This window comes from Rothia nasimurium (assembly GCF_049068285.1).
Lineage (GTDB): Bacteria > Actinomycetota > Actinomycetes > Actinomycetales > Micrococcaceae > Rothia > Rothia nasimurium_I.
This window is the reverse complement of record NZ_JBLKPV010000003.1, coordinates 134,396-159,051: the sequence shown is the minus strand read 5'-3', so window position 1 is coordinate 159,051 and position 24,656 is coordinate 134,396. Positions and strand designations below refer to the sequence as shown.

Genomic DNA, 24,656 nt, shown 5'->3' with positions numbered 1-24,656 from the left:
TCTGCAGGTGTTCGCTCAGAGGTTCAGGGGCACTAGATCTGTTCTCCTGAGGAACACTATTTATCTTAGAAAAACCTGTGTCGCGCTTATATCGCAGAGACCAGGTCGCCGAATGTGACCTCAGTTATAGGGCTAGTTTTCTGGTTTCCAGCGGATGTGGAGGGTGGTTGCCCCCAGCATAGGAGCCACGTGGCTGTAGGAATCAGAGACGGTTGCCTGGCCTGAGACTGAGGGCTTAACGCTGGGGCTGTAGGGCACATCAGAGTAGGCGATTGTCATGGTGTCGCCGCCTGTTGTACACCTAACGCCCAGGGAGAAGCCACGCGGGGGCAGCGGGAAGATGATGGAGTAGTAGCCGTCCTCATCCAGCTCGGGGACGGTCTGGGCAATAAGCTCCAGGGGGAAGTTTTGCATAGGGTTGTAGAAGGTATCTGGGATGAAAACCCAGCTCTCTTCAGCAGGGACGGAGGAGACGGAGAAGTTCCCTTCGGGGACGGTGACCTCCTTGGCCCCGGGCAGGATCAGATGGAGGATAGAGCACCCGGCTTCAAGGGCGAGCAGGGTGAGATTCAGTTGCAGGGTGATGGGGGAGCCATCTGAAGTGAGTTGGATGTCTGCAAAGGCAGCTGTGGCCATGGCCTGGGGCTGGTTGACCAGGTAGGCAAGGGAGGTGCCGTCATCGATGTTGCCCCCCAAAGCTCGGTTGAGGCTGGTGGTGGTTTCTGGGGAGAAGTCGAAGGTGTTGCAGAAGAGCTCTAGGGTATCTTGACTCATGCCCTGGCCCGTAATAGCCCTCCAGACCCGGTCTTTATAGACACTGGGTGAGATATGCAGCCCGTAGGTATCTTCCTGGTAGGCGCTCATAGCCCGGGCAATTGCTCGAATGGAGAAGGGGTTACTTTCCTTGAGCCGTTCCTGGTGGAGGTAGGGTTCCCAGATGGAACGGGGGCCCGGTTCGAGGAGTTCTGCGCGGAGGTAGGTGCTGGTGAACTGGTTGGCCTGATCTTCTGGACTGTGGTTCTTGCGGGCCGGGGGGAGGGTAGGGGCCAGGGAGGGGGTACTGGCCACGGAGATGGGAGAGTAGAAGAGTTCACCCTTGGTATTGGTTGTCTCGGTGCTAGCCACCGGGCGGGGGGTAGCAGTTGTGGAGTCTAGGCCCAGGTGGAGGGGGACGCCCGGGGTAGCTTGGGCGATCAGATCCCGGTAGTGCTCTAGGGCTTCTTGCTTGCGGACGCTCCAGGTAAAGGAGAAGGCGGCGTCGTGCAGGTAGGGGAAGGACATGGAGACATAGTCTTGTGGTTGCAAGATGATGTCTTCAATCAGGCTTTCAGGGCTCTTGGCCCCGGCCCAGAATTTTTGGCGGATTTCCCGGGGGGCCTCATCAAAATGAATCATCAGACAGAGGTTAAATTTGCCGCTGGTGTAGGGGCCCATGAGGGCATTATTGACCAAAGGGTCAGTGGTTTCGATTTCAGAGACTAAATCCAGGTCGATCCGGTATTTGAGGCGGTGGATCTGCCCGCGGCGGATGGGGTGGGGGGTGCGGATGACCGTCTGCCATACGTCGTTGGCAGGGTCGTTGAGGGGAAGCCTGTCGTAGGGGCTGATTTTGTGGACGGTGCCCCCCTCTAGGAGGCTGACCGTTGAGGAGGGAGACTCAAAGCGGGAGGCAATTTCCGTCAGTTCGTCGCTTTCAGAGATGATGACTTCGGTGAAATAAAAATATTTGATGTATCCGAAGGCATCGACGAAGGCTTCCATCGAGGTGGATATAGAAGTATAGGGTTCTTCGGAGGGCTCAGTTGTCTTGCCCGGGCTGGCGGTGAGCTTCTTTTGCAGACTGGCCAGGGCAATGGTGCGGGAGAGTTCCCGCTCTTCCTCAGCGGTGAAGCCGAAGGCTGTGGCGAACATGTGGGCGGTGGAGCCGGAGAGGGTATCGCCGTTGAGGGCTCTAGACACCCGGTCCTTGATGGTGGCCGGGTCGATGTCCTGGCCGGAGTAGTCTGAGAGTTCGTAGGCGATGAAGGTTGCAACAGCCCGCTGGTTGATGGAATCGCCCCGGCGCCGTTGGACGTAGCGGCTCCACTTATCCCGGTAGACCGGCTTGAGCAGCAGGGAGCGTAGGAACTCCTGCGGCATTTTTGCGGTAGCTTCGGATGTCATAAGGCTCGCGCTGAAAGGGCGAGGGGTTTCATCATGGTTCATAGTGCCTCTAAATGGTAGTGATATTGCCAGCAGGCCTTGACCAGGTGCAGGGGGGGGGGGGCGCAAGGCAGGCTGGGCGCTACCTGTGCGAAAGATAGCGGTCAGGACGGGCCTGGCAGAGGGGCCGGGGACGGTGCGGATGCTCCCGGCTCCCTCTGTCTTTGAGATTCAAGGCTACAGGTTTGAGCCCTGAATACCTAAGTGGTGGAGGAGGAAGGAGTAATCCCAGGCGACTTCCTTCCAGGCGGTGTAGCGGCCAGAACCGCCGCCGTGGCCACCGTCCATCTCAATTTTGAGTAGGGGGGTGGGGGAGGTGCTGTCGATGGTCTCGCGCAGGGCCGCAACCCACTTGGCCGGCTCAACGTAGAAGACGCGGGTGTCGTTCAGCGAGGTCACTGCCGCAATGGCAGGGTAGGCGACCGGCCGGATGTTCTCGTAGGGGGTGTAGGACTTCATGTAGTCGTAGACCTCCTTGTCGGTGATGGGATTGCCCCATTCTTCCCATTCCAGGGCTGAAAGGGGCAGGTTGGGGTCGAGAATGGTGGTGAGGGCGTCCACAAAGGGTACCTGAGCCAGGCAGGCAGCATACTTTTCCGGGGCCATATTGACCACAGCACCCATGAGCAGGCCACCGGCTGAGCCACCCATGATGCCGATGCGAGTAGCGTCCACCCAGGTCTGGGAGGCCAGGAAATCGGTGGCGTCAATGAAGTCGGTGAAGGTGTTCTTCTTGGCCAGTTTCTTGCCCTGGGTGTACCAGGTGCGGCCCATCTCGCCGCCACCCCGGATATGGGCAACAACCCAGATGACACCCCGGTCCAGGACGCTCAGGCGGGGAATGGAGAAGTAGGGGTCCATGGAGGACTCATAGGAGCCGTAGCCGTACTGGATGACCGGGTTCTGGGCGGTTTTGTCCAGGTCAGCGCGGTGGATGACGGAGAGGGGGATGAGGGCACCGTCTCGGGCCGGGGCCCACATGCGGTAGGCGGTGTAGGCAGCCGGGTCAAAGTTTTTGACCGGGGTCCGACGGCGAAGGATCAGGTCATCGGTGTCGGGGAAGTAGTCGTAGACGCTGTTGGGGGTGAGGAAGGAGGTGTAGTTGAGACGGATCACCGGGGACATGATGTTCACACCAGAGAAGGCTGAGGTGTAAAGCTCTTCGGTAAAACCACCGGGTTCGTGCAGGCCAATGCCCTGGGGGTGGGCTTGGGCAACCTGGGTGGCTAGCTCTTGGCGGGAGGCGACAAAGACCTTAACAGTGGTGTTCTCGCGGGCCATGAGCACCAGGTGGTTGCGGGAGAATTTGAAGTTCTCCAGGCGGACGTCCGCCCGGTGGGGAACCAGGGGAATCCAGGAAGCCGAAAAGTCAGCGAAAGGGATATAGGTTTCGCTCAGGGGGGCCAGGACGAGCTCCCCGTTGGGGGCCTCATGGTTATGGCCCACTACCAGGTAGCCGGTGCCCTCAACATCGATGACATCCACCGAGTATTCGATGCCCTCTTCCCGGCGCATGATGAGGGTGGGCTCCAGCTGGCCCAGCTCGTGGATATTGATGATGCGGTTCTCTGAGGACTCAGAGTTTGACGAGGTGATGACAACGTGGGTGCGGGAGGAGGACATAGAGGCCCCCAGCCACATGCCCTGGTCAGCCTCGTGGTAGAGCACAATGTCGTCTGCCGGGTCGCTGCCAATAGCGTGGGCCCGCACCTCGTAGGGGCGCCAGGACTCATCGGCCACCGAGTAGATCAGGTGCTTAGCGCCCGAGGCGAAGAAGGCCCCGGCGAAGACGTCCTCAATCTTCTCATCGAGAATCTCGCCGGTGTTTAGGTTCTTGAAGTACTGGGTGTAGCGTTCATCGCCAGAATCATCCACCCCGAAGGTGAGCAGGGAGCCGTCCCGGGTGACCTGGAAGGAACCCAGGGAGAAAAAGGCCATATCGCGGGCGAACTCGTTGCAGTCCAGGACGACCTGCTCACCCTCTAAGGGCTGGCCGGGCTGGACGACCGGGGGCTGGTAGCGCTCTTCAACCGAACCTTCGGTCAGGGCGGGGACGCGGCACATGACCGGGTACTGCTCACCGGCTACGGTGCGGTTGAAGTACCACCAGGCCCCGCGCCGGGAAGGCACCGACATGTCGGTGAGCTGGGTGCGCCCCTTAATCTCTTCAAAAATAGCATCGCGAAGGGGCTGCTGGTCCTCCGTGACGGCCTCGGTGTAGGTGTTCTCAGCCCGCAGATGGTCTAGAACCTCTTCGCTCTCCTTATCACGCAACCACTCGTAGGGATCAATAAAAGTATCACCGTGATGGGTGCGCTCAACCGGGACCCGCTTGGCGCGAGGAGGAGTCAGAGACATAACAGCCCTTTCGTAAAAAACTCACTTCCCACCATTCTAAATGACGACCCCAGGGCGTAACGTGCGCAATAGATTGACACATGCTGAAACTTTTGTACTTCATCTTGACGGTCCCCGGGTGAGCCAGCCAAACTAGAGGCAGGTCAAGAGAGCCAGCGCTAAGCCCCAGCTAGCTGGTCGGCAACCCTCCACTCGCGGTGGGGTGCCCTGGGTGAAGACCTGGCGTACCCACCGAGAACCAGGTACGCAAGCGCGGGACCGATGTGCCTCAATCTTCTGCGAGGGCATCAGAATCTTTTCCACCTGACCCGGGCGGAAGATACGGCATGCGGCCCGTTCCAAGAGAACACTGAAAGAATCCTTCATCAGGAGAAACCGCATGACCACCGAGAACACCGTTCCCACCCCCATAAACCCCACCGGCTGGAAGTTCGAAACCCAGCAGATTCACGCTGGCCAAGAGCCCGATCCCGCAACCGGGGCCCGCGCCCTGCCCATCTACCAGACCACGTCCTTTGTCTTCAAGGATTCTGCCCAGGCAGCTGGCCGCTTCGCCCTCTCCGAGCTGGGCCCCATCTACTCCCGCATCAACAACCCCACCCAGGAAGCGGTTGAAAACCGCATCGCGGCCCTAGAAGGCGGCGTCGGAGCCCTGCTGCTAGCCAGCGGCCAGGCAGCCTCCACCTTCGCGATTCTGAACATCGCAGGAGCCGGTGACCACGTTGTTGCTTCCCCCTCCCTCTATGGCGGTAGCTACAACCTGCTCAAGTACACCCTCAAGAACCTGGGCATTGAAACCACCTTCGTCGATGATCCTGCCAACCCCGAATCCTGGCGTGCAGCAGCCCGGGAGAACACCAAGGCCTTCTTTGCAGAAACCCTGCCCAACCCCCGCGGCGACGTCCTTGATATTGAGGCTGTGTCGACCGTAGCCCACGAAGTTGGGGTGCCGCTCATCGTTGATAACACCGTGGCCACCCCCTACCTGCTCAACCCCATCAAGCACGGCGCTGACGTGGTCATCCACTCAGCCACCAAGTACCTGGGCGGGCACGGCACCTCGGTCGGCGGCGTCATCGTCGACTCCGGTAACTTCGACTACGGCGCCTACCCTGAGAAGTACCCCCTCTTCAACCAGCCCGACGAAAGCTACCACGGCCTGGTCTACGCCCGCGATCTCGGTGCTGACGGGGCTTTTGGGGTCAACCTCTCCTACATCCTCAAGGCCCGCGTCTCCCTGCTGCGTGACCTCGGCTCCTCCATCTCACCGACCAACGCCTTCAACATCGCCATCGGTCTTGAAACCCTCTCCCTGCGCGTCGAACGCCACGTTGAAAACGCCCTCAAGGTCGCCCAGTTCCTCAACGATCACCCTCGGGTTGAATCGGTCACCTACTCCGGCCTGCCCGATTCCCCCTACTACGACCTGGCCCAAAAGTACCTGCCCAAGGGGGCTGGGGCCGTCCTCGGCTTCACCCTCAAGGACGCCGACGCTGAAACCGCCCAGAAGTTCGTGGACTCCCTCTCCCTGCACTCCCTGCTGGTCAACATCGGTGACGTGCGCTCACTTGCTGTGCACCCGGCCTCCACCACCCACAGCCAGTCCACCACCGAAGAACTTGAAGCTATCGGTATCAACCCCGCCTTCATCCGCCTCTCCGTAGGTATCGAGCACATCGACGACATCCTGGCCGACCTCGAGCTTGGTTTTGCCGCAATCCGCTAAGAAAAGGTAGATCAATGACGACAGCCCGCCCCACTGACACCGCCCCCACCCGCCGCACCGACGGCGTCCTCACCTACGCACCTATCGGCGACCTGACCCTTGAATCAGGTGCCGCCCTGCCCGAGGTCACCATCGGCTACGAAACCTGGGGAACCCTCAATGAGGCGGGCGACAACGCCGTCCTGATCCTCCACGCCCTCACCGGCGACACCCACGTCTCAGCTGGCCGCGTCGGCCCCGACGCAAGCGAGGCAGACCGGCGCTACGCCGAGAACCCCGGCTGGTGGCCCACAGCAGTAGGCCCCGGCCGGGTCATTGACACCGATAAATACTTCGTCATTTCCCCCAATATCCTCGGCGGCTGCTACGGCACCACCGGCCCGGCCTCCCCAGCCCCCGCCAGTATCGACCCCGACCGCAAACCCTGGGGCTCCCGCTTCCCCCTGGTCACCATCCGGGACTCCGTCCACGCCGAAAAGCGCCTGCTCGACCAGCTGGGCGTCACCTCCTTGCACCACGTCATCGGGGGATCCCTGGGCGGGGCCCGCGCTGCCGAATGGGCCGTCACCTACCCCGACCTCGTCCGCTCGGTTGCCGTCATAGCCTCAGGGCCCGCCGCCACCGCCGAACAAATCGCCTGGGGCCACATGCAGAACCTGGCTATCCGCCAAGACCCCTCCTTCGCAGGCGGCGACTACTACCCCGGCCCCGGCCCCGAAAACGGCCTATCCCTAGCCCGACGCATCGCCCACACCACCTACCGCTCAGCAGCCGAACTGCACTTCCGCTTTGGCCGGGACGCCCAGGATAACCAGGACGTCCTCCACCCCGTCCCCGCAGACCGAGGCCGCTACCAGGTCGAAAACTACCTCGACCACCACGGGGCAAAACTCACCGCCCGCTTCGACGCCAACTCCTACCTGGCCATCAACGAAGCCCTGCTCTCCCACGACCTCGGCCGCAACCGTGGCGGCCTCGACAAGGCCCTGGCCCTCAGCACCTGCCACTGGACTATCGCCTACGTCGACTCCGACCGCCTCTTCTTCCCCTCCGACTCCCAAATCCTCGCAGCGGCCCTACCCAACCCCGTAGAACCTTCAGTGATTCATTCACCCTGCGGCCACGACGGCTTCCTCATCGAACACCAACAGCTCGAACGCATCCTGGCAACCAGCATCGAAAACCAGGAAGCTGCCGACGAAGCAAACCTCCCCAAGGCCCGGCACCTGAAAGTCGTCGCCTAAACCGGGCCCTACCCCCTGCGCGAACTCCCTCCCCGAAGCCCACAAAATCCTGTAGGTTGGGAAGAAAACAAGCCCTATTCAAGCGCACCAAGGAGCTTTCATGGCTGACTACACCGTAGACTTCTCCCGTACTAAGGACGGCTGGGCCGGAACCCACCTCGTTCTCTTCCTCCACGGCTACGGCTCCAACGAAAAAGACCTCATGGGCCTGCGCGGGCACATGGGTCTTCCCGAAGACAAAATCACCTACGCAGCCATGCGGGCCCCCCAGCCGGTCGGCTACGTCCTGCCCGCTGACGCCGACACCGCCGAAGTCAAACAGGTAGCTGCAGGCTACCAGTGGTGGCCCCTCAACCAGCAGCTCCAAACCGTTGGCTTCAAAGCCATTGAACTGGCCACCGACTATCTGCTCACCTGGGTCGGTGCCGTAGCCCACGAATTTGAATCCATTACCCTGGCTGGATTCTCCCAGGGCATGGCAGTTGCCACCAGCGCCGCCCGCCGTAAGCCCCACCTCTTCAAGGCTGTGGTCGGCCTCTCAGGCTACGTCGTCGAGGGCGGCGAGGACTACTTTATGGACGCAGAATTCGTCCTCAAGCCCCTGCCCCTCTTCTGGGGCCGAGGCGAGGCCGACACTGTCATCCCCGCCGACAAAATCACCTACACCGCCGACTGGGTCCATAAGTTCGCAGACGCCACCGTTCACACCTACCCGGGCCTGGCCCACTCCGTCTCAGCCGAAGAACTTGGCCACTTCTCAGACTTCATTACCCAGCAGGTCCTCAGCTAACCAACTACCAAGCCACAAGTAGCACACAGCCCGGAGGGAAACCCTCCGGGCTTTGATATAGCTGGCAGGAAAAACCTACTCAGAATCAACCTTTACCGTCACACCGTTCAACTCCACGGTATCGCCAGCATGCAACTGCCGACCCCGCTGCTCACAAATCTCCCCGTTCACCTTCACCAGGCCGTCCTGGATCACCTCGCGGGCATGCACCCCGTTCTCCACCAGGTTAGCCAGCTTCAAAAACTGGCCCAGGCGAATCATCTCATCACGAATAAACACAGACTCAATACTCATAGACACCACTCTACCGCCCCGGCCCCACCGCACCGCGTGTAACCAAGCACAAGCGTCCACCCCACAACCCCCACCTGCGGTAGGCTTAAAGACGTGTGCGCCAAAACCGGCGCCCGCTGACTAACCCCAAGCACGCCACAGCCGGTGGCGCAGGCTCATAGGAGAACAACACAGACCATGGCACCGAAGTCCAAACTCGATAACGTCATTTCACTGGCCAAGCGCCGCGGATTCGTCTTCCAAGCAGGCGAAATCTACGGCGGATCCCGCTCAGCCTGGGACTACGGCCCGCTCGGTGCCGAACTCAAAGAAAACATCCGCCAGCAGTGGTGGCAGACCTTCGTGCGAGGCCGCGAAGACATGGTCGGCCTCGACTCCTCCATCATCCTGCCCAAGGCCGTCTGGGAAGCATCAGGCCACGTCGCAACCTTCACCGACCCCCTCGTCGAATGCCTCTCCTGCCACTCCCGCCACCGCCAGGACCACCTGATCGAAGCCTTCGAAGCCAAGAAGGGCCGCGCCCCCGAAAACGGCATGGACGACATCGTCTGCCCCAAGTGCGGCACCAAGGGCCAGTGGACCGAACCCCAAAACTTCTCAGGCCTCATGAAGACCTACCTCGGCCCCGTCGACAACGAAGAGGGCCTGCACTACATGCGCCCCGAAACCGCCCAGGGCATCTTCGTCAACTTCAACAACGTCGTCACCGCCGCCCGCAAGCGTCCCCCCTTCGGCATCGGCCAGATCGGCAAGGCCTTCCGCAACGAAATCACCCCCGGCAACTTCATCTTCCGAACCCGCGAGTTCGAACAGATGGAAATCGAATACTTCGTCCACCCCGACGACGCCCCCAAGTACTACGACCAGTGGATCGAAGACTGCTGGAACTGGTTCGTAGACCTCGGCATCAACCCCGACAACATGCGCAAATTCGACGTGCCCGAAGACGACCGCGCCCACTACTCAGCCGGCACCATGGACCTCGAATACCGCTTCGGCTTCCAGGGCTCCGAATGGGGCGAACTCATGGGCGTCGCCAACCGCACCAACTACGACCTCGGCGTGCACAACGAACACTCCAACGCCAAGCTCGAATACTTCGACCAGGGCACCGGCGAACGCTACGTCCCCTACGTCATCGAACCCTCCTTCGGCCTGACCCGCTCCATGATGGCCTTCCTCGTCGACTCCTACGTCGAAGACGAAGCCCCCAACACCAAGGGCGGCGTCGACAAGCGCACCGTCCTCAAGCTCGACCCGCGCCTGGCCCCCGTCAAGGCAGCCGTCCTGCCCCTGTCCAAGAAGGAAGAGCTCGTCCCCACAGCCAAGAACCTGGCCGACGAACTCCGCCGCAACTGGAACATCGACTACGACGACGCCGGCGCCATCGGCCGCCGCTACCGCCGCCAAGACGAAATCGGCACCCCCTACTGCATCACCGTCGACTTCGACACCCTCGAAGACCAGGCAGTCACCATCCGCGAACGCGACACCATGACCCAAGAACGCGTCTCACTCGACCAGGTCACCGCCTACCTGGCAGCCAAGCTGACCAAGTAGGGTGCAACCTAGTCTAAGGATGTAAAAGGACGGACGTGCGTTCGCCTGCTGACCCTCTTGGGGTTCGCGCTGGGGCGCTCACCCCAATTCACGCCAGCCCCGAGCCAGCAGGCTCTCCGCACGTCCGTCCTTTTCCTATACCTCCAGCACCTTCGGCGCTAGATTTCTACCCTCTTCAAATCCAGGGTCAAGTGGCCCGATGCCGATCGGGCAGCCTCCCAGTCACTGCGCAACACCGACTTGATCACCGCATCGTGGTACTCGCCGTCAATCAGGAAAGCCTCGCGGCGGCGTCCTTCGGGCACAAACCCGCAGGAAGTGTAGACGTGCTTGGCCCGTTCGTTGAAGTCCAGCACCTCAAGCTCAATCCGGTGCAGATCCAGCTTCTCAAAAGCGTAATCGACCATGAGCTTCGTCGCCTCAGTGCCGTAGCCCTTATTCTGACCAGCCCGCCCAATCGCAATCCGGTAATTGACCGAATTATTAGCCCGGTCGTACTCATTGAAGACAACCTCACCCACATACTTCTGCTGATCCAGGGCATAGACAGCAAGATCTAAGCGGTTCTTCTTTTCATTCCGGCGGGCATACCACTCGCGGGTCTTGGCTTCATCAAAGGGGTGATCCTCGGTCACCCGGGTATGCACAGAACCGGTCTTAACCAAAACCTCGGGCTCCTGCAAAATACCAATCATGGCCTCAACGGCCTCATCATCAAAAGGACGCAACTCAATACGGGAACCGGTCAGGGTGGGCTTATCGGCCAGGGGAGAAGTCATAACACCACACTAAGGTAACAAGAAGGGCTGAAAACAAACCCTTATAGTCTAGCCGGTAAAACCTCCATGAACCGTAGATACCAATCCGGCATATACAGAACATGTTCCGCAAACCTTCAAATGTGCCGGTAAAGCTCACACATATGATGTTCACCGGCACATGTTCCGCATATGCCAGGGGCGCTACAGTAGAGGGGTACACCCTTTACCCATGAAAGAGAAGACGCGTGAGCACCGCCGAGAACACCTACACCCTACGCCCCTGGCGCGAGGGCGATCGTCTAGCCCTCCTCGAATACTGGAACGATCCCGAAAACCGGCAGGTAGCCGCCTTCCGCTCCGCCTTCACCCCCGACTCGTCCGCCCCCTTCAGCCGCACCATCGTCGCCGAACACCAGGGCGTGCCCGTCGCTGCAGGCGTCGTCTACGAAACCGACCTGCACCCCAACCGCCTCTGGGCCTACCTAGAAGTAGCCCCCGAACACCGCCGCTCAGGCCTCGGCACCCAGCTCCTGCAGGCCCTCAAGGACGCCGCCACGGCAGCCCCCAGCGGTACAACCGCCTTCCGCACCAAGGTAGAACCTGACTCCACCGGCCTCGCCTTTGCCCAGGCCAGGGGCTTTAAAGTCGCCCAGCGTTCGCGTATGGTGCGGTTTGAAGCTGGCTCCGTCCCGGCTATGCCCCTGCGCCAGGACGCCTCAGAACGAATCACCCAGGCCATTGAAGATTTGGCCACCGGCTCTGTGGAACTCACCCAGAAGTTCTGGGACTTCTACCGGGCCGTCCATACCTGGGATGAACCCGCCGACCTGCCCATCGGCCGCATCAACCGCCTCTTCCTCTCAGACGAGGCCGAGGCCCTGGGCGCTGTGGTGCTGCGCGACGACATCCTCCGCGCCCAAGCCAACGGGACAAAAGGCGATATGCTCGCCTTCGCCGTGAGCTACCGCCCCCTCGAAGTGGACGCCGGCCACATGCCTGTTTCTGAGGACGACGCCACCGAAGTCACCATCGGCTACCAGGTGGGCAACCCCGGGGCGCGGGAAGCCGTCCTGCAGCTGCTGTCTGTGCTGACCGCCTCCTACCCGGTGCAGGTGGAGGTTGACGATTCCATGGAGGACCTCGCCGTCATTGTTGATCAGCTCATTAAGATGGGCGCCGGGCAGGTCACCAGCGAAACCCTGGCCGTGGTGGACGGCTAGGCCACAGCTTCAAAAGACCCCCTTGGTTCTCTCATCACCCCCTTGATTTGTGAGGGGGTGAAGGGAGAATCGAGGGGGTCTTCGCGGTATGGAGGATGTATGGATGAACTGCGCTGTGAACGGATCTTGCGGGTGGTGGAGTGTGTGCCTGCCGGGCAGGTGGCGACCTACGGGGACGTCGGTGCCGTAGCCGGTGAGTCGCCCCGGCTGGTGGGGCGCGTGTTGGCGACCTGGGGCTCGAGTGTGCCCTGGTGGCGGGTCTGCAATGCCCGCGGCGAAATTCCGGGTCACCAGGTTGAAGCCCGCCCCTACTGGCAGGACGAGGGGACCCCGCTGCGGGCAGACGGGCGGGTCAATCTGGGCCCTGCCCGTATCGGCGCGGACGCCCTCACCCACCTCGCCGCCCCGCGCCTGGCTGAGCTGGGGGAGGGGCAGGCCTAGAGGGCTAGACGCCGATGTCGCGGGCTTTGCGCCTCTGGGCTGAGGCCTCCCGGACGTTATAACTTGAACTTATATACCCAATCAACGGCCAGGCAAGAGCATGCTGGACTTCGATATCCCAAAACATATTGAGAAGAGCCCAGAAGACCCAGGTAATAGTAAGCGTCCCGGCAAAGAGTCCCGGTCGCCATACCATCGTGCGGCTGCCCTTGGGGCGCAGGAACCACTGAGTGAGTACCGTACCCACAGCCACGAGGCCAATCGCCCATAAGGTTATAGCTAGTTCTCGGCTGAGGTACCAGGTGATAAAACCGTGTAGGCCCCACAATCCCCACATGATGAGGGGCGCGTAGATACTGTTACCAGGGGAGGGGCGCTGAATCGTCATTGAAGATCACCAATCCTGTGACTTTGCGGGCTGAGTTGAAAGAGAGCTGACCAACCGGCTCACCGTGTTCGTGGCGCAACCGGTAGGTGAGGGTAAAGCCGGAACCTGCCTGTTCCACCACCGTTTTCTTGACCTCAATAAAGGGGCCTGCGGCCTCAAGTACCTGCTGCCAGGTTTTCAGAATCTTGCGTTTGGAGAGCAGCCGGGCGGTTGTGTAGGTCATGTGGCTGTGGACATGCTCAATGTCGCCGTGAGCCAGGGCGGCAAAGAGGGCCTCGGTGATTTGTTCCAGTTCCACCTGAATCTGCGAGAGAGACCGGGCGTTGTAGACCGTCTCTGAAAAGCGCTGGGCAGCAGCCTGCTTAGTCACTCCGATAGCCGAGCCGATGAGCTGCCAGGTGGCCCCGCCTGCGCGGGCTGCCTGCACGGCGTCCTCAAGGGCCTGGTTTGCCAGGGCCACCTGCTCGTTGGCGGTGCGGACGGCCCCGATTCGGGGATCACTGGAATCCATAGTCCCTCCTAGATTTAGCTTATCGTCAAGAGTTACTTGACTTATCACAAGTGTTTCACGACTCATGTGCGCCTGTCAATGTTCTTTTACTTCTCGAATGTGCCACTTACTCCCGAATGGGGCAGCAAGAGTGGCACATTCGGGAGTAACTGGCACATTCGGCGCAGGGCAGTCCGGCTGGCCGTGGCAGTGCTTACTGCACCCGTCGCGTCCTTGTGACAAAATTGGAACGTTATGACAGAAGAGAACCCAGGAACCGGCCAGACCCCGGCCCGCGCCAAGCAACTGAAGCTCCCGCCCCTGCAACTGGGCAAGCACACCATCGACACCCCCGTCGTCCTGGCCCCGATGGCGGGCGTCACCAACAAGGCCTTCCGCCGCCTCTGCCGCGAATACGGCGGCGGCCTCTACGTCACCGAAATGGTCACGGCCCGGTCCCTGGTGGAACGCAACCCCGAATCCCTCCGTATTATCGACCATGACGGCGACGAAAAGATCCGCTCCATTCAGATTTACGGGGTGGACGCCGTTAACGTGGGTAAGGCGATCCGCATGGTCGTTGAAGAAGACCGCGCCGACCACATCGACCTGAACTTTGGCTGCCCCGTCCCCAAGGTCACCAAGCTGGGTGGCGGCTCCGCCCTGCCCTGGAAGACCGACCTCTTTACCGCTATCGTCCAGACCGCCGTGCGCGAGGCCTCCCGCGGGGACGTGCCCCTGACCATCAAAATGCGCAAGGGTATTGACGAGGACCACCTGACCTACCTGGAATCAGCCAAAATTGCGCGTGACGCGGGCGTCGCCGGTATCGCCCTGCACGGCCGCACCGCCGCCCAGCACTACTCGGGCAAGGCTGACTGGGATTCCATTGCCCGCCTGCGCGAGGCCATTCCCGACGTGCCGATCCTGGGTAACGGCGATATTTTCTCCGCCGAGGACGCCATCGCCATGGTTGAGCAGACCGGGGTGGACGGCATTGTGGTCGGCCGCGGCTGCCAGGGCCGCCCCTGGCTCTTTGGCGACCTACAAAACGCCTTTGAGGGCTCTGAAGACCGCCACCGCCCCAGCGTGTCTGAGGTAGCCGATATGATCTACCGCCACGCTGAGCTTTTGGTTGAAACCTTTGGCGACGAAACCCGGGGCCTGCGCGAGATCCGTAAGCATGTGGCCTGGTACTTCCACGGCTACCCGGTCGGCGGCAAGCTACGTGCCAAGATGTCTACCGTGCCCACCCTCGAAGCCTTCCGCGAATACCTGGCCGAGCTGGACCACTCCATCGGCTACCCCGGTGCCGCTGTTGAGGGCCCTCGCGGACGTGCTGGCAACCCCAAGAAGCCCCACCTGCCCGACGGCTGGCTGAACTCCCGCGTCCTGGGCGACGCCGAGCGCCTGGGTCTGGTGGATGCTGAACTGGATATCAGCGGCGGCTAACCCCCGGCCCCCTTTGCCCCACCTCACCGGCCCCAGCCCAGCTGGAGGCCGGTGAATTTTATCTCCCGGAAATGGTAGACCCCAGAAGTGTCTGCCCTTTCCTGCCAGCTTTTGGGCCTGAAACCTGGTACTTCTAGGAGTATGAGTTCACCCAGAGTTTCCCGCCTGAGCACCTACCTGCCGGGGCTAGCTGTCTGCGCTGCGGCAGCGGCCGTCGCCTATCTGCTGAGCCGCCTGATACCTGGTCTCAGCGCTATGCTGGTTGCCATCGTGTTGGGGGTGGTGGTTGCAAACACTGTCAGGCTCCCTCAGCGTTGCAGCGCCGGGGTGGCCTTTGCTGCCAAAAAGCTGTTGCGGCTTGGTATCGTCCTGCTGGGCCTTCAAGTTGCCCTGGGGGATATTGCGGCACTTGGGGCCCCCATGATTCTGGTGGTTATCGTCACTGTGGTGACGGGAATCTTGGGAACGATTGCGATCGGTCGCCTACTGGGGGTTTCGAGCTACCTCACCTACCTTGTGGCCTGTGGCTTCTCTATCTGCGGGGCGGCTGCGGTGGCAGGGGCGTCTGGCACCCTTGACCCCAAGAACGAGCATGAGGAAGAAACCGTGACGGCTGTTGCCCTGGTGGTGCTCTTCGGGACGACCATGATCGGCCTGGTGCCTCTGGCGGCTTATCTGTTGCAGCTTGACCCGGTTTTTGCAGGTACCTGGGCTGGTGGGGCGATCCACGAGGTTGCCCAGGTGGTTGCTGTGGGCGGCATGATCGGTGGCGGGGCTTTGACGGCTGCTGTGCTGGTGAAGTTGGCCAGGGTGCTGATGTTGGCACCGGTTATTGCGGTTTTGGGGTGGGTGCGCCGTCGGGAGCTTCAGGACGGTGCTGGGACGACGTCCCTGCCCCCGCTTGTGCCCCTCTTCGTGGCGGGTTTTATGGCTATGGTGCTGGTGCGCTCTTGCCTGCCCCTGCCTGAGGCTGTGCTGGCAGCGGGTAGTTCTGCCCAGACCGCCCTGCTGGCAGCAGCTATGTTTGCCCTGGGGTGCAATGTTGATGTGCGGAAACTCCTGCGGGTGGGCTCCCGCCCCTTTGTTCTTGCTGCTCTCTCAACAGCCCTGGTAGCAGGGGTGAGCCTGGCCGGGGTGACGCTGGTGCTCTAGTGGCCAGCTAGCCGGGGGAGGACGTCCGGGCTCGCCTAATCCATGTCGGGCGGCGGTGGGTCGGTGGGAGTCTTGTCTTTCCAGAGGTTGATATCCCACATGATAGAGAAGGAGCTCACCATGTGGAGGCTGTGAAAGACAGGTCCGCACTCTTCACCGTAGATGTCGCTGCTTGGGTCTGACGCGGCGATGGCCCGCACCGCTGTGATGTTGAGGCCGATGACGAGAATCAGTAGGAGAAGCCCGAGCATCCACTCGTAGACGAGCAGGGAAGCTGTTGCCATGGTGAGCAGGAGCGTGGCCCAACCTCTGAGGTTATTGCCCAGGAAGAAGTCGTGGGTGCCGAGGTAGCCCTGCCAGCAGGCCATCTGGTAGGCCCTAGATTTGGTGCGGATCAGCCTTTCATACTGAAAACGCTCCAGATCGCCGTAGTTGGGTACGTACTTCTCGCTCATAGAAGCCGACTATACCTACCCGCAGGGGGCACAAACCATAAGTTACATAGGGTGCTTACCAAAATCGCGCAGCGTCCACGACGTGTGTGGACGCTGCGCGATTCTTGTAGACAGTGGTGATGAGCTGGTTAATAACTTTGATTGCACTCAGGGTACCGAAACAATTCCGCGGTGGGCGGCCGAGAACGGCTATGGAAAGTCGTTTAGAAGAGGCCGTCATAGCCCCAAAACGCCCTGGTAGAATCACGGTATGCAGATTGAGCTGACCCGGTTTCGGGTTAAACCTGGCAAACGGCACAAGGTTGATGAGTGGATGTTTTTCCTCAACGAAAACATGGAGGCTGTCAAAGAGACACTAGAGCCTGAACACATGTACGTTGAGACAATCTTTGCTGAAACGATTGATGGCGTCGATTACCTTTACTGGTACTCGGTGCGCGGTGAGGCAGGCCTGGAACAGAAAGTTACTGAGTCTGAGCACTGGTTAGATGAAAAGCACGTCGAGTACTGGCGTGAATGTATCGATTCTACGTACCCGCCCCAAGACCTGTCGCCGCGCGTGCACATGCTGCCTGACCGCGTCCTTGCATCCATGAAGCCTCTACCCCAGTAAAACCGTGCTTACCAGAATCGCGCAGTGCCCACGCCGTGAGTGGACGCTGCGCGATTCTTGTAGACACTGGGTTCGCGGCGCAGGGGCGGACGGACGCGCCCGCCTTCTTGCCGCAGGTCAGGGAGGTAGGCGAGGGTCACCCCGCCCCAGAGTGGGCCTACCCCTAGACTTAAAGGCATGAGAACCCACACCATCAGCCCCGAAACCCCGGCCGATATCGCAGAGATCCGCGATCTGCTCCTGGCAGCCTTTGATACAAGCTATGAGGCTGATCTAGTGGAAGCCTTGCGCGGCAACCCCAATGCCTGGGAGCCGGGAATCTCCCTGGTGGCCCGCGATAGCGTCACCGGTGCCCTCGTTGGACACATTCTCATCAGCCGTTGCTGGGTAGGCTCCTGGCCCGCCTATGCTCTTGCGCCGCTGGCCGTCCACCCCGACTATCAGAGTAGGGGAGTGGGCACCGCCCTGACCCTTGAAGCGCTGGCGTGCGCACGCGCGTCCGCCCAGATCAGCAATGCACCCACCAGCCTGGTGGTGCTCGGGGAACCGGCCTACTACTCTCGGTTTGGCTTTGGACCAGCTGCTCGTCACGGCGTCCGTGCTTACCTTGACGGCACAGATCCGGCCCAAATCTCTGAAGCCCTGCAACTGCTCAACCTCACCCCTGACTTCCCACCCATCTCAGGCGAAGTCACCTGGCCCGCCGAATACGGCCTTGACCAGGGAGATGACCTCTAAGGCAAAGGACGCACCGGCCCGCTCCCGGCAGATCCCTGCCTTCGAGGGGAACGGCGGCGGTTCGAAATGAACCCTAAGTATCATCATGTGGTCGATTTGTTCAACAAATCTACCCAATACCCGGTACCTTAAAGCCATGCGCTATTCGGTCATCATCGTAGGTCTAGGAGCTATCGGCTCCTACCTTGCCGGGGAACTCACCGCCCGCGGCCATTCCGTCCTCGGCCTTGAACAATACGCCCCCGTCCACGACCGGGGTGGCTACTCAGGCGAGTCCCGCCTCTTCCGCATGGCCTACCACGAGGGCGCCGAATACGTCCCCCTACTCAGGTTCTCCCGCAACTACTTCCTGGACCTCGACTCCCGCCACTCCGAAACCCTCTTCCACCAAACCGGGGCCCTATCTATCGGCCACCCCGGCGCCCCCGGCCTGGAAGGCGTCCACGATTCCATCCACCGCTTCGGCCTGGACCACGAAGAATACGACACCGCCGACCTCAAACGCCGCTACCCCCAGCACTCCGATATCACCGACGAAGTTGGCATCCTCGACAAAAACGGGGGCGTGCTCTACTCCGACGCCATCGTCTACCAGATGCAGAAAGAAGCCCGCGCAGCCGGGGCTACCCTGCTCACCCACGAAGAAGTCGTCGGAATCGAAGAAACCTCCCGGGGCGTCAAAATCCGCACCACCCAAGGGACCTACAAGGCAGACCAGGCCATTATCAGCACCGGTGTCTGGTCCAAAACCCTGCTTCCCCAGATTGATCCGCACGTCTCCATCACCCCTATCAGCCTGGGCTGGTACCTCGTTGACAAGCCCAAACACTACTCGCCCTCCCGGTTCCCCGGTTTCATCCGCGAGTCAAACGGCTCCCACCTCTACGGCTTCCCCTGCCTGGACGGCCTCACCGTCAAGGTGGGCAACGTCGGCCAGCGCTCTGAAGTTCCTACCCCGCGCGAGTTGCCCCCGCGGGCCTCCGGTAACGCCCTGCGGGTTCCTGCTAGGCTCGTCACCCGCTACCTCACCGAGGTCAGCGACGGACCGGCCCGCCACTCCATGCACATGGATCTTTTCAGCCGGGACCACCGGCCCATTATCGACCGCCTGTCCTCCCGCATCACAGTTGCCACCGCCTTCTCAGGCCACGGCTTCAAGCTCACCCCCGCCCTCGGCCGGGCTGTTGCTGACCTCATTGACGATCAAGAGCCCTGGTTCTCCCTCGAAAACTTTGCCCTGGCCCGGTTTGAAGCCCCGCTTCACTAAGTCTTCGGCATGAGGGCAGAACAAGGCCCGCACCTGGGAATCAGGTGCGGGCCTTGAGCTTTTCCGGCGGCGTCCTGGCGGTTGAGGACGCTTGCCCGGGCAGGAGCTGGAGCGGTCTAGTACTTCTTCGCTTCGGTCCTTTGGGCTGCTGCTACACAGATAGCGCCAACTAGCATCATGGCACCGCCGCCGAGTAGGCCGTATTTGATGGTTGTGCCGGTAATGGCCAGGGCCTGGGGCTTCTTCTCAATGGCCAGACCTTGCTGGTTGGAGGTGGCAGAAGCTGTCGGTGCGGGGGTGGCAGGCTGGGCTGCCTGGAGCAAACCGGGGGTCAGGCCGCTTTGAGAGAGCGGGGGTGCTGGAGTGACCGGGGCAGTGACCGCAGGTGCAGAAGAAGTGGGGTCAGCAGTCACGGTGGGGGTGGCTGAAGGCTTTGCGGACGCGGTGGGCTCGGCGGACGCGGTGGGTTCAGCGGACGGCTCGGTGGTGGGGTCAGCTGTCGGTTCAGCAACTGGCTCTTCGGTCGGTTGGGCAGTCTCGTCGGGGGCAACTTCCTGGGGGGTTGCCTCAGCGGTCTCTTCGACCGGTGCCGGTGCCTCCGGTTGAAGAGTTGCGTCCGGTAGCAGGGTTTCCTCTGGGAGGGGTTCAGTGGTTGCCGGGGGTGCCGGAGTTTCCTCTAGGACGGGGGCTACCGGTTCAGGGGCCGGAATCAGGAGAACCGGGGGAAGGGGGAGCTCGGGTGCCGGAAGGGGCTCCGGGGCCGGATTCGGTACCACGGGGACTGCAACAACTGGGATAGGTTCTACCGGAATGATTGGGGCCGGGGCGGGTTCAACCGGAGCCGGCGCTTCGATGACGGGGGCGGGTTCGGTGGGAACCGGGGTCTCTTCAAACGGGGCTGGTTCAACCGGGGCGGGCTCGGTGCTGGCTACCGGGGCCGGGGTTACTTCTGCGGCGGGAGGATCAATAGCAATGGGCTCAACCGGATCAACTGCTACGGGGACTTCAACTACAACCGGCTCAGTGGTAGCAGCAGGGGTAGCCTCTTCAGTAGGTTCAGCAGTTGCAACCGGGGTTGGTTCGGTTGTCTTTTCAGCAGTGGCAGGGGTTGGCTGAGCGGTGGGTTCAGCAGCTGCCACCGGTGCTAGTTCAGTTGCCTGACCAGTGGACTCGGCGGTGGGTTCAGCAGTTGCAACCGGAGCTAATTCGGTTGCCTGCTCAGTGGGAGCGGGGGTCGGCTGAGCGGTGGGTTCAGCAGTTGCAACCGGAGCTAGTTCGGTTGCCTGCTCAGTGGGAGCGGGGGCCGGCTGAGCGGTGGGTTCAGTGACCGTAACCGGAGCTAATTCGGTTGCCTGACCAGTGGGCTCGGCGGTGGGTTCAGCAGTTGCCACCGGAGTTAGCTCGGTTGCCTTTTCAGCGGGGGCGGGGGTTGGCTGAGCGGTGGGTTCAGTGACCGTAACCGGAGCTAATTCGGTTGCCTGTCCAGTGGGGACGGGGGTTGGCTGAGCTGTGGGTTCAGCAGTTGCCACCGGTGCAAGTTCGGTTGCCTGTCCAGTGGGGGCGGGGGTTGGCTGAGCGGTGGGTTCAGTGACCGTAACCGGAGCTAATTCGCTTGCCTGACCAGTGGGCTCGGCGGTGGCTTCAGCAGTTGCCAACGGAGCTAGCTCGGTTGCCTTTTCAGCGGGGGCGGGAGTCGGCTGAACGGTAGGTTCAGCGGCCGCACCAGCAGGCTCAGCCTCCACCAGGCCTGTCTTCTGAACAGTGACCTCGGGGGCAGCCTGCTTAACCTGGACCTCAGTAACCTGCTTGGCGCCAGGAACTGCCGGGGCGACGTCCACAACCGTGGTCTGCGCCGCCTGCGCATCAGCTGCGGCAGTATCAGCGCTAGCCGCTGCCGGAGTAGCAGAAGGGACAGTAGGCACCTGGGGCGCCTGGGCCTCTGCCGGACTCATCATGATGATGCCCAGCATGGCCGTGGACAGGGGAATGAGAGCAGCCCTCTTGTTCATACGGCGCCTTTCCATAAGTCAGGAGTGCCCGCAGGTGGGCACAAATCACTCTGAATTTTACCTGCAAGTTCCCTGCGGGAATAGGGGGTGAGTAAGAAAACTTTAAAGTGAAGATAGAGGCTTGGGGAGGACGTCCGCCCAACCCCCTCTGACCAGCACAAACCCGGGGAATACAGGACTTATCCACAGGAGATGTGGCCAGGCTTTCAGCCTACTAGACTAGGAAGATGAGAGAAAGGCCAGCAGATGAGCGCACCCGTCCCCGAACAAGCCCCCACACCCGGCTACAGTAGCGCTGACGCAGAACGCTGGGTGCCAGAGCACCACCGCTTCGTGTACCGGTCCCCCTTTGAGCGCGACCGCGCCCGGGTTTTACACTCTGCGGCCCTGCGCCGCCTGGGAGCTAAGACCCAGGTGGTCGATCCTGACACCGACGATTTCGTGCGAACCCGCCTGACCCACTCCCTTGAAGTTGCCCAAATCGGCCGCGAGCTTGGCCGGATGCTGGGGTGCGACCCGGACGTCGTCGATACGGCCTGCCTATCCCACGACCTGGGCCACCCGCCCTTCGGCCACAACGGTGAAACCGCCCTCGACCGCCTAGCAGCTGATGCCGGCGGCTTTGAGGGCAACGCCCAGACCCTGCGCCTGCTCACCCGGTTAGAGCCAAAGGTCATGCGGCACGACGGCGGCCCGGCCGGACTCAACCTCACCCGAGCCTCGCTTGATGCAACCTGCAAATACCCCTGGGGGCGTACCTCCGCCCCGCCCAGGTCAGACGGTAAACCTAACCGAAAATTCGGTGTTTACACTGATGACATGCCTGTCTTTGAATGGTTCCGGGCAGGGGCGGCGGCAGCTGGCGTCCCCGAAAACCAAAAGTGTCTTGAGGCTCAGGTCATGGATTTAGCCGACGATATTTCCTACTCCGTTCATGACGTTGAGGACGCGGTCTTTGGCGGGCACATCCAGCTCGATGAGCTCAAGGACGCCGAAGCCCGCACCCGGGTTTTTGATATCACCCGCCGCTGGTACCTCCCCGATGTCGATGATCTGACCCTGGATTCTGCCCTGATCCGCCTTGAAGAGTTGAACCGGTGGGTGCCCTACATGAGCGGAACCCGGGCGTCCATGGCTGCTTTCAAGGCCCTCACCTCAAAACTGATTGGCCGGTTTGCCGCAAGCGCCATGGTCGCTACCCGCCAGGTCTACGGCCAGGACCCCTTGACCCGCTACGCAGCCCAGCTCGTGGTGCCTGAAGAAACCGAGCACGAAATCGCTGTCTTGAAAGGCATTGCAACAGCTTTTGTCATGGCCCCGCGCGATGCGGGCGACAAGAACGAAAACCAGCAGGAAATCCTCGAATTCCTAGTCCACGCCCTCATGGATAACCCGGATTACCTCGACCCAATTTTTGCTGCTGACCTGCGCGAACTGGGCCGCAATGACGAGATTGCCCGCCTGCGCCTCGTCATCGACCAGGTCGCCTGCCTCACCGACCGCTCAGCCCTTGCCCTTTTCAAGCGGATCACCGGAACCCACTGGTCAATCGGCGATAAACCCCTCTGGTAGGACGCCCGCCGCCCCGTCCCTGCCCTTGCGGCAGGGGAGAGGGGCGGAGGCGTCCTGATACCCTGACCATTTCAGCCCAAAGGAATCTATGCGCTATAAGAAATCATTTAAAGAACTGTTCATGGCGGCAATCGCCAGCCTCCTCATCGGCGTGCTCACCGGCAGTATGACCGGCTACTGGATCGCAGGCGTGGGGGCCTTCATCGTCACCCTGCTCATCGCCCTCTCCCCAGAATCCTTCGGACTGGGCCGCACCCGCCCCAAACCCCTCGACGAGGAATAGTCACTTAAGTACCAACTAGCCCTATGACACCTTTCTTGGGGAAGGGCATCGTTGGGCTAGTTGGTACTGATGTGTTGATTCGATGAGGAGTAGCCTAGAGCCAGCGCGGTGGGACTCTGTCGGTATCAACGCCTTGAGCACCTCGCCCGGTGGCCCAACGGGCAAGCCCGGCGAGAGAACCATGAATCACAGTGGATCCCTGACCATACCTGTCACCAGTGTTGGTATCGACTAGGGTAAATTCTTCACCGTTGTCACCCCACTTAGCTAGGATTTCAGGCAGTAGGGTCTTCAGAACCACTTCGGGTATTTGGCTGAACGAAGCGGTACCGTCCACATCGAAAGCGTGAATCCAGACTTCTCGCGTGCGCATCCACAGCATCTCCTCAGCTGCCACGGTGCGTCCCTGAGCAGTGCGTACCAGCGCCGCCCAGTCGTCATCTGTCATGGTGTTCCAGGCGGCATTGAGGCGGGCAACGGTGTGGGTGTGCAGATGACGCAAGGCTGCCGTGGGTAGGGTGTACCCGTAGCTAATTTCCTGGTCACGGGCCTCTGAGGAGGAATACATGGGGGTCTCCACACCGGTTTTTGCCCATTCTACGAGGTTGCAGAGAGCTGCCGCGTTGTAGGCTACATGGGCGATGATGTGGGCTCGTTCCCACCCTTTTAAGTGGGAGGGTTGGTAAAGCTCTTCATCGTAAAAGCTCTGGATTTGCTGGGTGTAGAAGGCTGTGCCACGGTGGGCAATCGTCAGCCGCTCTTCAAGGGAGAGGTCGTGAAAGGTTCCCATGGGGGCGTCCTCCTTTCCGGTTTATTCGAAAACGGTCTTGTTAGAGACTGTTCCTAGGCCTTCGATAGTAACGTCGACCGTATCTCCGTCGCCAATGTATTTGCCGGGAGTGCGGGCGTGGCCCACACCTCCTGGTGTGCCGGTGATGATGACGTCGCCGGGGTTAAGCGGGTAGATATGAGAGATATATTCCACCAGGTCTTCGGGCTTGAAGACGAGGTCGTCGGTGGGCGTGGTCTGCATTTTTTCGCCGTTGAGGTAGGTGGCGAGCTCACCCCCGAAGGTGAAGGAATCTGAGGTTGTCAGCCAGGGGCCAAAACCGGCTGACTTTTCGAAAGACTTGCCCTGGTGCCACTGGACGGAGCGGTATTGGTAGTCGCGCATGGTGTAGTCATTCATGACGGCGTAGCCTGCGATGTAGCTGGATGCATCTGCCGCTTTAACACGGCGGGCATATTTTCCGATAATAACTGCCAGCTCACCTTCCCAATCTAGTTGGGTGTTAGCGTATTCCGGAACATGGACCTCGTCGTAGGGTCCAACGAGGGCTTCGGGATATTTGGCGAAAAGTGTGGGGTATGTGGGTAGTTCGCGCCCCATCTCCTTAATGTGGTTGGCGTAGTTGAGACCAACACAGACGATTTTGGAGGGAGCCGGGACGACCGGGGCCAGGTCAGTTGGGGTGAAGGTAATCGTTTCACCTTGAGCCTGCTCGGCAATTTGCTTCCAGTTGTTGTGGGCGAGGAGGGCTCCGACATCCTGAAAACCGTCGATAAGGGTACCTGTTGTGTCGGATTCAATTCTGAGGGTAACTGTGCCTTGGGCAGTTCGGAGGGTCGCTAGTCGCATGT

The 24,656-nt window shown here is 61.0% G+C and carries 23 protein-coding genes and 1 riboswitch; of the genes, 13 read left to right on the top strand and 10 right to left on the bottom strand.

Going from position 1 to position 24,656, the window contains the following annotated elements:
• Positions 1–132: 132 nt before the first annotated feature.
• Together ACMXX3_RS04240 and ACMXX3_RS04235 are read right to left on the bottom strand one after the other, a co-directional pair.
• Positions 133–2,163 (bottom strand): hypothetical protein, encoded by a 2,031-nt coding sequence (locus ACMXX3_RS04240; protein WP_421083509.1) that lies wholly within the window; start codon positions 2,161–2,163, stop codon positions 133–135.
• A gap of 216 nt (positions 2,164–2,379) precedes the next feature.
• Positions 2,380–4,560, bottom strand: a complete 2,181-nt coding sequence (locus tag ACMXX3_RS04235) for a S9 family peptidase (RefSeq protein ID WP_421083508.1) — start codon at positions 4,558–4,560, stop codon at positions 2,380–2,382.
• A gap of 141 nt (positions 4,561–4,701) precedes the next feature.
• Positions 4,702–4,819, top strand: a riboswitch (SAM riboswitch).
• Positions 4,820–4,939: 120 nt separating this feature from the next.
• Here ACMXX3_RS04235 and ACMXX3_RS04230 point away from each other — a divergent pair.
• The 3 genes from ACMXX3_RS04230 to ACMXX3_RS04220 all read left to right on the top strand — a co-directional run bounded on the left by ACMXX3_RS04230 (position 4,940) and on the right by ACMXX3_RS04220 (position 8,320).
• Positions 4,940–6,286, top strand: coding sequence for an O-acetylhomoserine aminocarboxypropyltransferase/cysteine synthase family protein (locus ACMXX3_RS04230; RefSeq protein ID WP_421083507.1), 1,347 nt, complete (start codon positions 4,940–4,942; stop codon positions 6,284–6,286).
• A 14-nt stretch (positions 6,287–6,300) separates the two neighbouring features.
• Positions 6,301–7,530, top strand: coding sequence for a homoserine O-acetyltransferase MetX (gene metX / locus ACMXX3_RS04225; protein ID WP_421083506.1), 1,230 nt, complete (start codon positions 6,301–6,303; stop codon positions 7,528–7,530).
• A gap of 100 nt (positions 7,531–7,630) precedes the next feature.
• Complete coding sequence (locus tag ACMXX3_RS04220) at positions 7,631–8,320, top strand: alpha/beta hydrolase (RefSeq protein ID WP_421083505.1); 690 nt, start codon at positions 7,631–7,633, stop codon at positions 8,318–8,320.
• A gap of 75 nt (positions 8,321–8,395) precedes the next feature.
• Here ACMXX3_RS04220 and ACMXX3_RS04215 read toward each other — a convergent pair whose 3' ends face one another.
• Positions 8,396–8,614 carry an RNA-binding S4 domain-containing protein gene (locus tag ACMXX3_RS04215; protein WP_237208223.1) on the bottom strand — a complete coding sequence of 73 codons (219 nt, stop codon included), beginning with the start codon at positions 8,612–8,614 and terminating at the stop codon, positions 8,396–8,398.
• Between the two features lie 177 nt (positions 8,615–8,791).
• Here ACMXX3_RS04215 and ACMXX3_RS04210 point away from each other — a divergent pair, with 177 nt between their 5' ends.
• A complete protein-coding gene (locus ACMXX3_RS04210) occupies positions 8,792–10,174 on the top strand; it encodes a glycine--tRNA ligase (RefSeq protein WP_237200564.1) in 1,383 nt (460 codons plus the stop codon).
• Between the two features lie 158 nt (positions 10,175–10,332).
• On the opposite strand, the gene ACMXX3_RS04205 is transcribed toward ACMXX3_RS04210, so the two are convergent.
• Positions 10,333–10,953, bottom strand: coding sequence for a GNAT family N-acetyltransferase (locus tag ACMXX3_RS04205; RefSeq protein ID WP_421083504.1), 621 nt, complete (start codon positions 10,951–10,953; stop codon positions 10,333–10,335).
• Positions 10,954–11,180: 227 nt separating this feature from the next.
• Between ACMXX3_RS04205 and ACMXX3_RS04200 the strand changes: the two genes are divergently transcribed.
• Positions 11,181–12,155, top strand: a complete 975-nt coding sequence (locus tag ACMXX3_RS04200; protein ID WP_421083503.1) for a GNAT family N-acetyltransferase — start codon at positions 11,181–11,183, stop codon at positions 12,153–12,155.
• A 99-nt stretch (positions 12,156–12,254) separates the two neighbouring features.
• Complete coding sequence (locus tag ACMXX3_RS04195) at positions 12,255–12,596, top strand: MGMT family protein (protein ID WP_421083502.1); 342 nt, start codon at positions 12,255–12,257, stop codon at positions 12,594–12,596.
• A 4-nt stretch (positions 12,597–12,600) separates the two neighbouring features.
• Here the strand turns inward: ACMXX3_RS04195 and ACMXX3_RS04190 are convergent, their stop codons facing one another.
• Together ACMXX3_RS04190 and ACMXX3_RS04185 are read right to left on the bottom strand one after the other, a co-directional pair.
• The gene (locus tag ACMXX3_RS04190; RefSeq protein WP_421083501.1) at positions 12,601–12,984 is read right to left on the bottom strand and encodes a hypothetical protein; all 384 of its coding nucleotides are present in this window, start codon (positions 12,982–12,984) and stop codon (positions 12,601–12,603) included.
• Positions 12,956–13,495, bottom strand: coding sequence for a hypothetical protein (locus ACMXX3_RS04185; RefSeq protein ID WP_421083500.1), 540 nt, complete (start codon positions 13,493–13,495; stop codon positions 12,956–12,958). The genes ACMXX3_RS04190 and ACMXX3_RS04185 overlap by 29 nt, the downstream gene beginning before the upstream one ends.
• 234 nt (positions 13,496–13,729) lie before the next feature.
• On the opposite strand from ACMXX3_RS04185, the gene dusB reads away from it, so the two are divergent.
• Both dusB and ACMXX3_RS04175 read left to right on the top strand, forming a co-directional pair.
• The gene (gene dusB, locus ACMXX3_RS04180; protein WP_237189040.1) at positions 13,730–14,926 is read left to right on the top strand and encodes a tRNA dihydrouridine synthase DusB; all 1,197 of its coding nucleotides are present in this window, start codon (positions 13,730–13,732) and stop codon (positions 14,924–14,926) included.
• Between the two features lie 141 nt (positions 14,927–15,067).
• Positions 15,068–16,078: a YeiH family protein gene (locus ACMXX3_RS04175; protein WP_421083499.1), complete on the top strand. Its 1,011-nt coding sequence runs from the start codon at positions 15,068–15,070 to the stop codon at positions 16,076–16,078.
• Positions 16,079–16,113: 35 nt separating this feature from the next.
• On the opposite strand, the gene ACMXX3_RS04170 is transcribed toward ACMXX3_RS04175, so the two are convergent.
• A complete protein-coding gene (locus ACMXX3_RS04170) occupies positions 16,114–16,533 on the bottom strand; it encodes a hypothetical protein (protein ID WP_421083498.1) in 420 nt (139 codons plus the stop codon).
• Between the two features lie 250 nt (positions 16,534–16,783).
• Between ACMXX3_RS04170 and ACMXX3_RS04165 the strand changes: the two genes are divergently transcribed.
• The 3 genes from ACMXX3_RS04165 (at position 16,784) to solA (ending at position 19,151) form a co-directional block, all read left to right on the top strand.
• Positions 16,784–17,146, top strand: coding sequence for a DUF6176 family protein (locus ACMXX3_RS04165; protein ID WP_421083497.1), 363 nt, complete (start codon positions 16,784–16,786; stop codon positions 17,144–17,146).
• A 177-nt stretch (positions 17,147–17,323) separates the two neighbouring features.
• On the top strand, positions 17,324–17,884 hold the full coding sequence (locus tag ACMXX3_RS04160; protein ID WP_421083496.1) for a GNAT family N-acetyltransferase: 561 nt from the start codon (positions 17,324–17,326) through the stop codon (positions 17,882–17,884).
• A gap of 136 nt (positions 17,885–18,020) precedes the next feature.
• On the top strand, positions 18,021–19,151 hold the full coding sequence (gene solA, locus ACMXX3_RS04155; protein ID WP_421083495.1) for an N-methyl-L-tryptophan oxidase: 1,131 nt from the start codon (positions 18,021–18,023) through the stop codon (positions 19,149–19,151).
• A 116-nt stretch (positions 19,152–19,267) separates the two neighbouring features.
• Here solA and ACMXX3_RS04150 read toward each other — a convergent pair whose 3' ends face one another.
• Positions 19,268–21,160: a hypothetical protein gene (locus ACMXX3_RS04150; RefSeq protein ID WP_421083494.1), complete on the bottom strand. Its 1,893-nt coding sequence runs from the start codon at positions 21,158–21,160 to the stop codon at positions 19,268–19,270.
• 246 nt (positions 21,161–21,406) lie between these two features.
• On the opposite strand from ACMXX3_RS04150, the gene ACMXX3_RS04145 reads away from it, so the two are divergent.
• Both ACMXX3_RS04145 and ACMXX3_RS04140 read left to right on the top strand, forming a co-directional pair.
• Positions 21,407–22,732, top strand: a complete 1,326-nt coding sequence (locus ACMXX3_RS04145) for a deoxyguanosinetriphosphate triphosphohydrolase (RefSeq protein WP_421083493.1) — start codon at positions 21,407–21,409, stop codon at positions 22,730–22,732.
• A gap of 121 nt (positions 22,733–22,853) precedes the next feature.
• The gene (locus ACMXX3_RS04140) at positions 22,854–23,015 is read left to right on the top strand and encodes a hypothetical protein (protein ID WP_421083492.1); all 162 of its coding nucleotides are present in this window, start codon (positions 22,854–22,856) and stop codon (positions 23,013–23,015) included.
• 94 nt (positions 23,016–23,109) lie between these two features.
• Here ACMXX3_RS04140 and ACMXX3_RS04135 read toward each other — a convergent pair whose 3' ends face one another.
• Positions 23,110–23,805: a maleylpyruvate isomerase family mycothiol-dependent enzyme gene (locus ACMXX3_RS04135; RefSeq protein WP_421083491.1), complete on the bottom strand. Its 696-nt coding sequence runs from the start codon at positions 23,803–23,805 to the stop codon at positions 23,110–23,112.
• Between the two features lie 21 nt (positions 23,806–23,826).
• The gene (locus ACMXX3_RS04130) at positions 23,827–24,654 is read right to left on the bottom strand and encodes a fumarylacetoacetate hydrolase family protein (RefSeq protein WP_421083490.1); all 828 of its coding nucleotides are present in this window, start codon (positions 24,652–24,654) and stop codon (positions 23,827–23,829) included.
• Positions 24,655–24,656 lie beyond the last annotated feature (2 nt).

What these genes read in the sequence shown, in the direction of transcription:
- ACMXX3_RS04205 (WP_421083504.1), bottom strand. Translation starts at nt 10,953, where the DNA reads ATGACTTCTCCCCTGGCCGATAAGCCCACCCTGACCGGTTCCCGTATT.
- ACMXX3_RS04135 (WP_421083491.1), bottom strand. Translation starts at nt 23,805, where the DNA reads ATGGGAACCTTTCACGACCTCTCCCTTGAAGAGCGGCTGACGATTGCC.
- ACMXX3_RS04185 (WP_421083500.1), bottom strand. Translation starts at nt 13,495, where the DNA reads ATGGATTCCAGTGATCCCCGAATCGGGGCCGTCCGCACCGCCAACGAG.
- ACMXX3_RS04130 (WP_421083490.1), bottom strand. Translation starts at nt 24,654, where the DNA reads ATGCGACTAGCGACCCTCCGAACTGCCCAAGGCACAGTTACCCTCAGA.
- ACMXX3_RS04170 (WP_421083498.1), bottom strand. Translation starts at nt 16,533, where the DNA reads ATGAGCGAGAAGTACGTACCCAACTACGGCGATCTGGAGCGTTTTCAG.
- ACMXX3_RS04210 (WP_237200564.1), top strand. Translation starts at nt 8,792, where the DNA reads ATGGCACCGAAGTCCAAACTCGATAACGTCATTTCACTGGCCAAGCGC.
- solA (WP_421083495.1), top strand. Translation starts at nt 18,021, where the DNA reads ATGCGCTATTCGGTCATCATCGTAGGTCTAGGAGCTATCGGCTCCTAC.
- ACMXX3_RS04235 (WP_421083508.1), bottom strand. Translation starts at nt 4,560, where the DNA reads ATGTCTCTGACTCCTCCTCGCGCCAAGCGGGTCCCGGTTGAGCGCACC.
- ACMXX3_RS04220 (WP_421083505.1), top strand. Translation starts at nt 7,631, where the DNA reads ATGGCTGACTACACCGTAGACTTCTCCCGTACTAAGGACGGCTGGGCC.
- dusB (WP_237189040.1), top strand. Translation starts at nt 13,730, where the DNA reads ATGACAGAAGAGAACCCAGGAACCGGCCAGACCCCGGCCCGCGCCAAG.
- ACMXX3_RS04145 (WP_421083493.1), top strand. Translation starts at nt 21,407, where the DNA reads ATGAGCGCACCCGTCCCCGAACAAGCCCCCACACCCGGCTACAGTAGC.
- ACMXX3_RS04150 (WP_421083494.1), bottom strand. Translation starts at nt 21,160, where the DNA reads ATGAACAAGAGGGCTGCTCTCATTCCCCTGTCCACGGCCATGCTGGGC.
- ACMXX3_RS04195 (WP_421083502.1), top strand. Translation starts at nt 12,255, where the DNA reads ATGGATGAACTGCGCTGTGAACGGATCTTGCGGGTGGTGGAGTGTGTG.
- ACMXX3_RS04230 (WP_421083507.1), top strand. Translation starts at nt 4,940, where the DNA reads ATGACCACCGAGAACACCGTTCCCACCCCCATAAACCCCACCGGCTGG.
- ACMXX3_RS04190 (WP_421083501.1), bottom strand. Translation starts at nt 12,984, where the DNA reads ATGACGATTCAGCGCCCCTCCCCTGGTAACAGTATCTACGCGCCCCTC.
- ACMXX3_RS04165 (WP_421083497.1), top strand. Translation starts at nt 16,784, where the DNA reads ATGCAGATTGAGCTGACCCGGTTTCGGGTTAAACCTGGCAAACGGCAC.
- ACMXX3_RS04240 (WP_421083509.1), bottom strand. Translation starts at nt 2,163, where the DNA reads ATGACATCCGAAGCTACCGCAAAAATGCCGCAGGAGTTCCTACGCTCC.
- ACMXX3_RS04175 (WP_421083499.1), top strand. Translation starts at nt 15,068, where the DNA reads ATGAGTTCACCCAGAGTTTCCCGCCTGAGCACCTACCTGCCGGGGCTA.
- metX (WP_421083506.1), top strand. Translation starts at nt 6,301, where the DNA reads ATGACGACAGCCCGCCCCACTGACACCGCCCCCACCCGCCGCACCGAC.
- ACMXX3_RS04160 (WP_421083496.1), top strand. Translation starts at nt 17,324, where the DNA reads ATGAGAACCCACACCATCAGCCCCGAAACCCCGGCCGATATCGCAGAG.
- ACMXX3_RS04215 (WP_237208223.1), bottom strand. Translation starts at nt 8,614, where the DNA reads ATGAGTATTGAGTCTGTGTTTATTCGTGATGAGATGATTCGCCTGGGC.
- ACMXX3_RS04140 (WP_421083492.1), top strand. Translation starts at nt 22,854, where the DNA reads ATGGCGGCAATCGCCAGCCTCCTCATCGGCGTGCTCACCGGCAGTATG.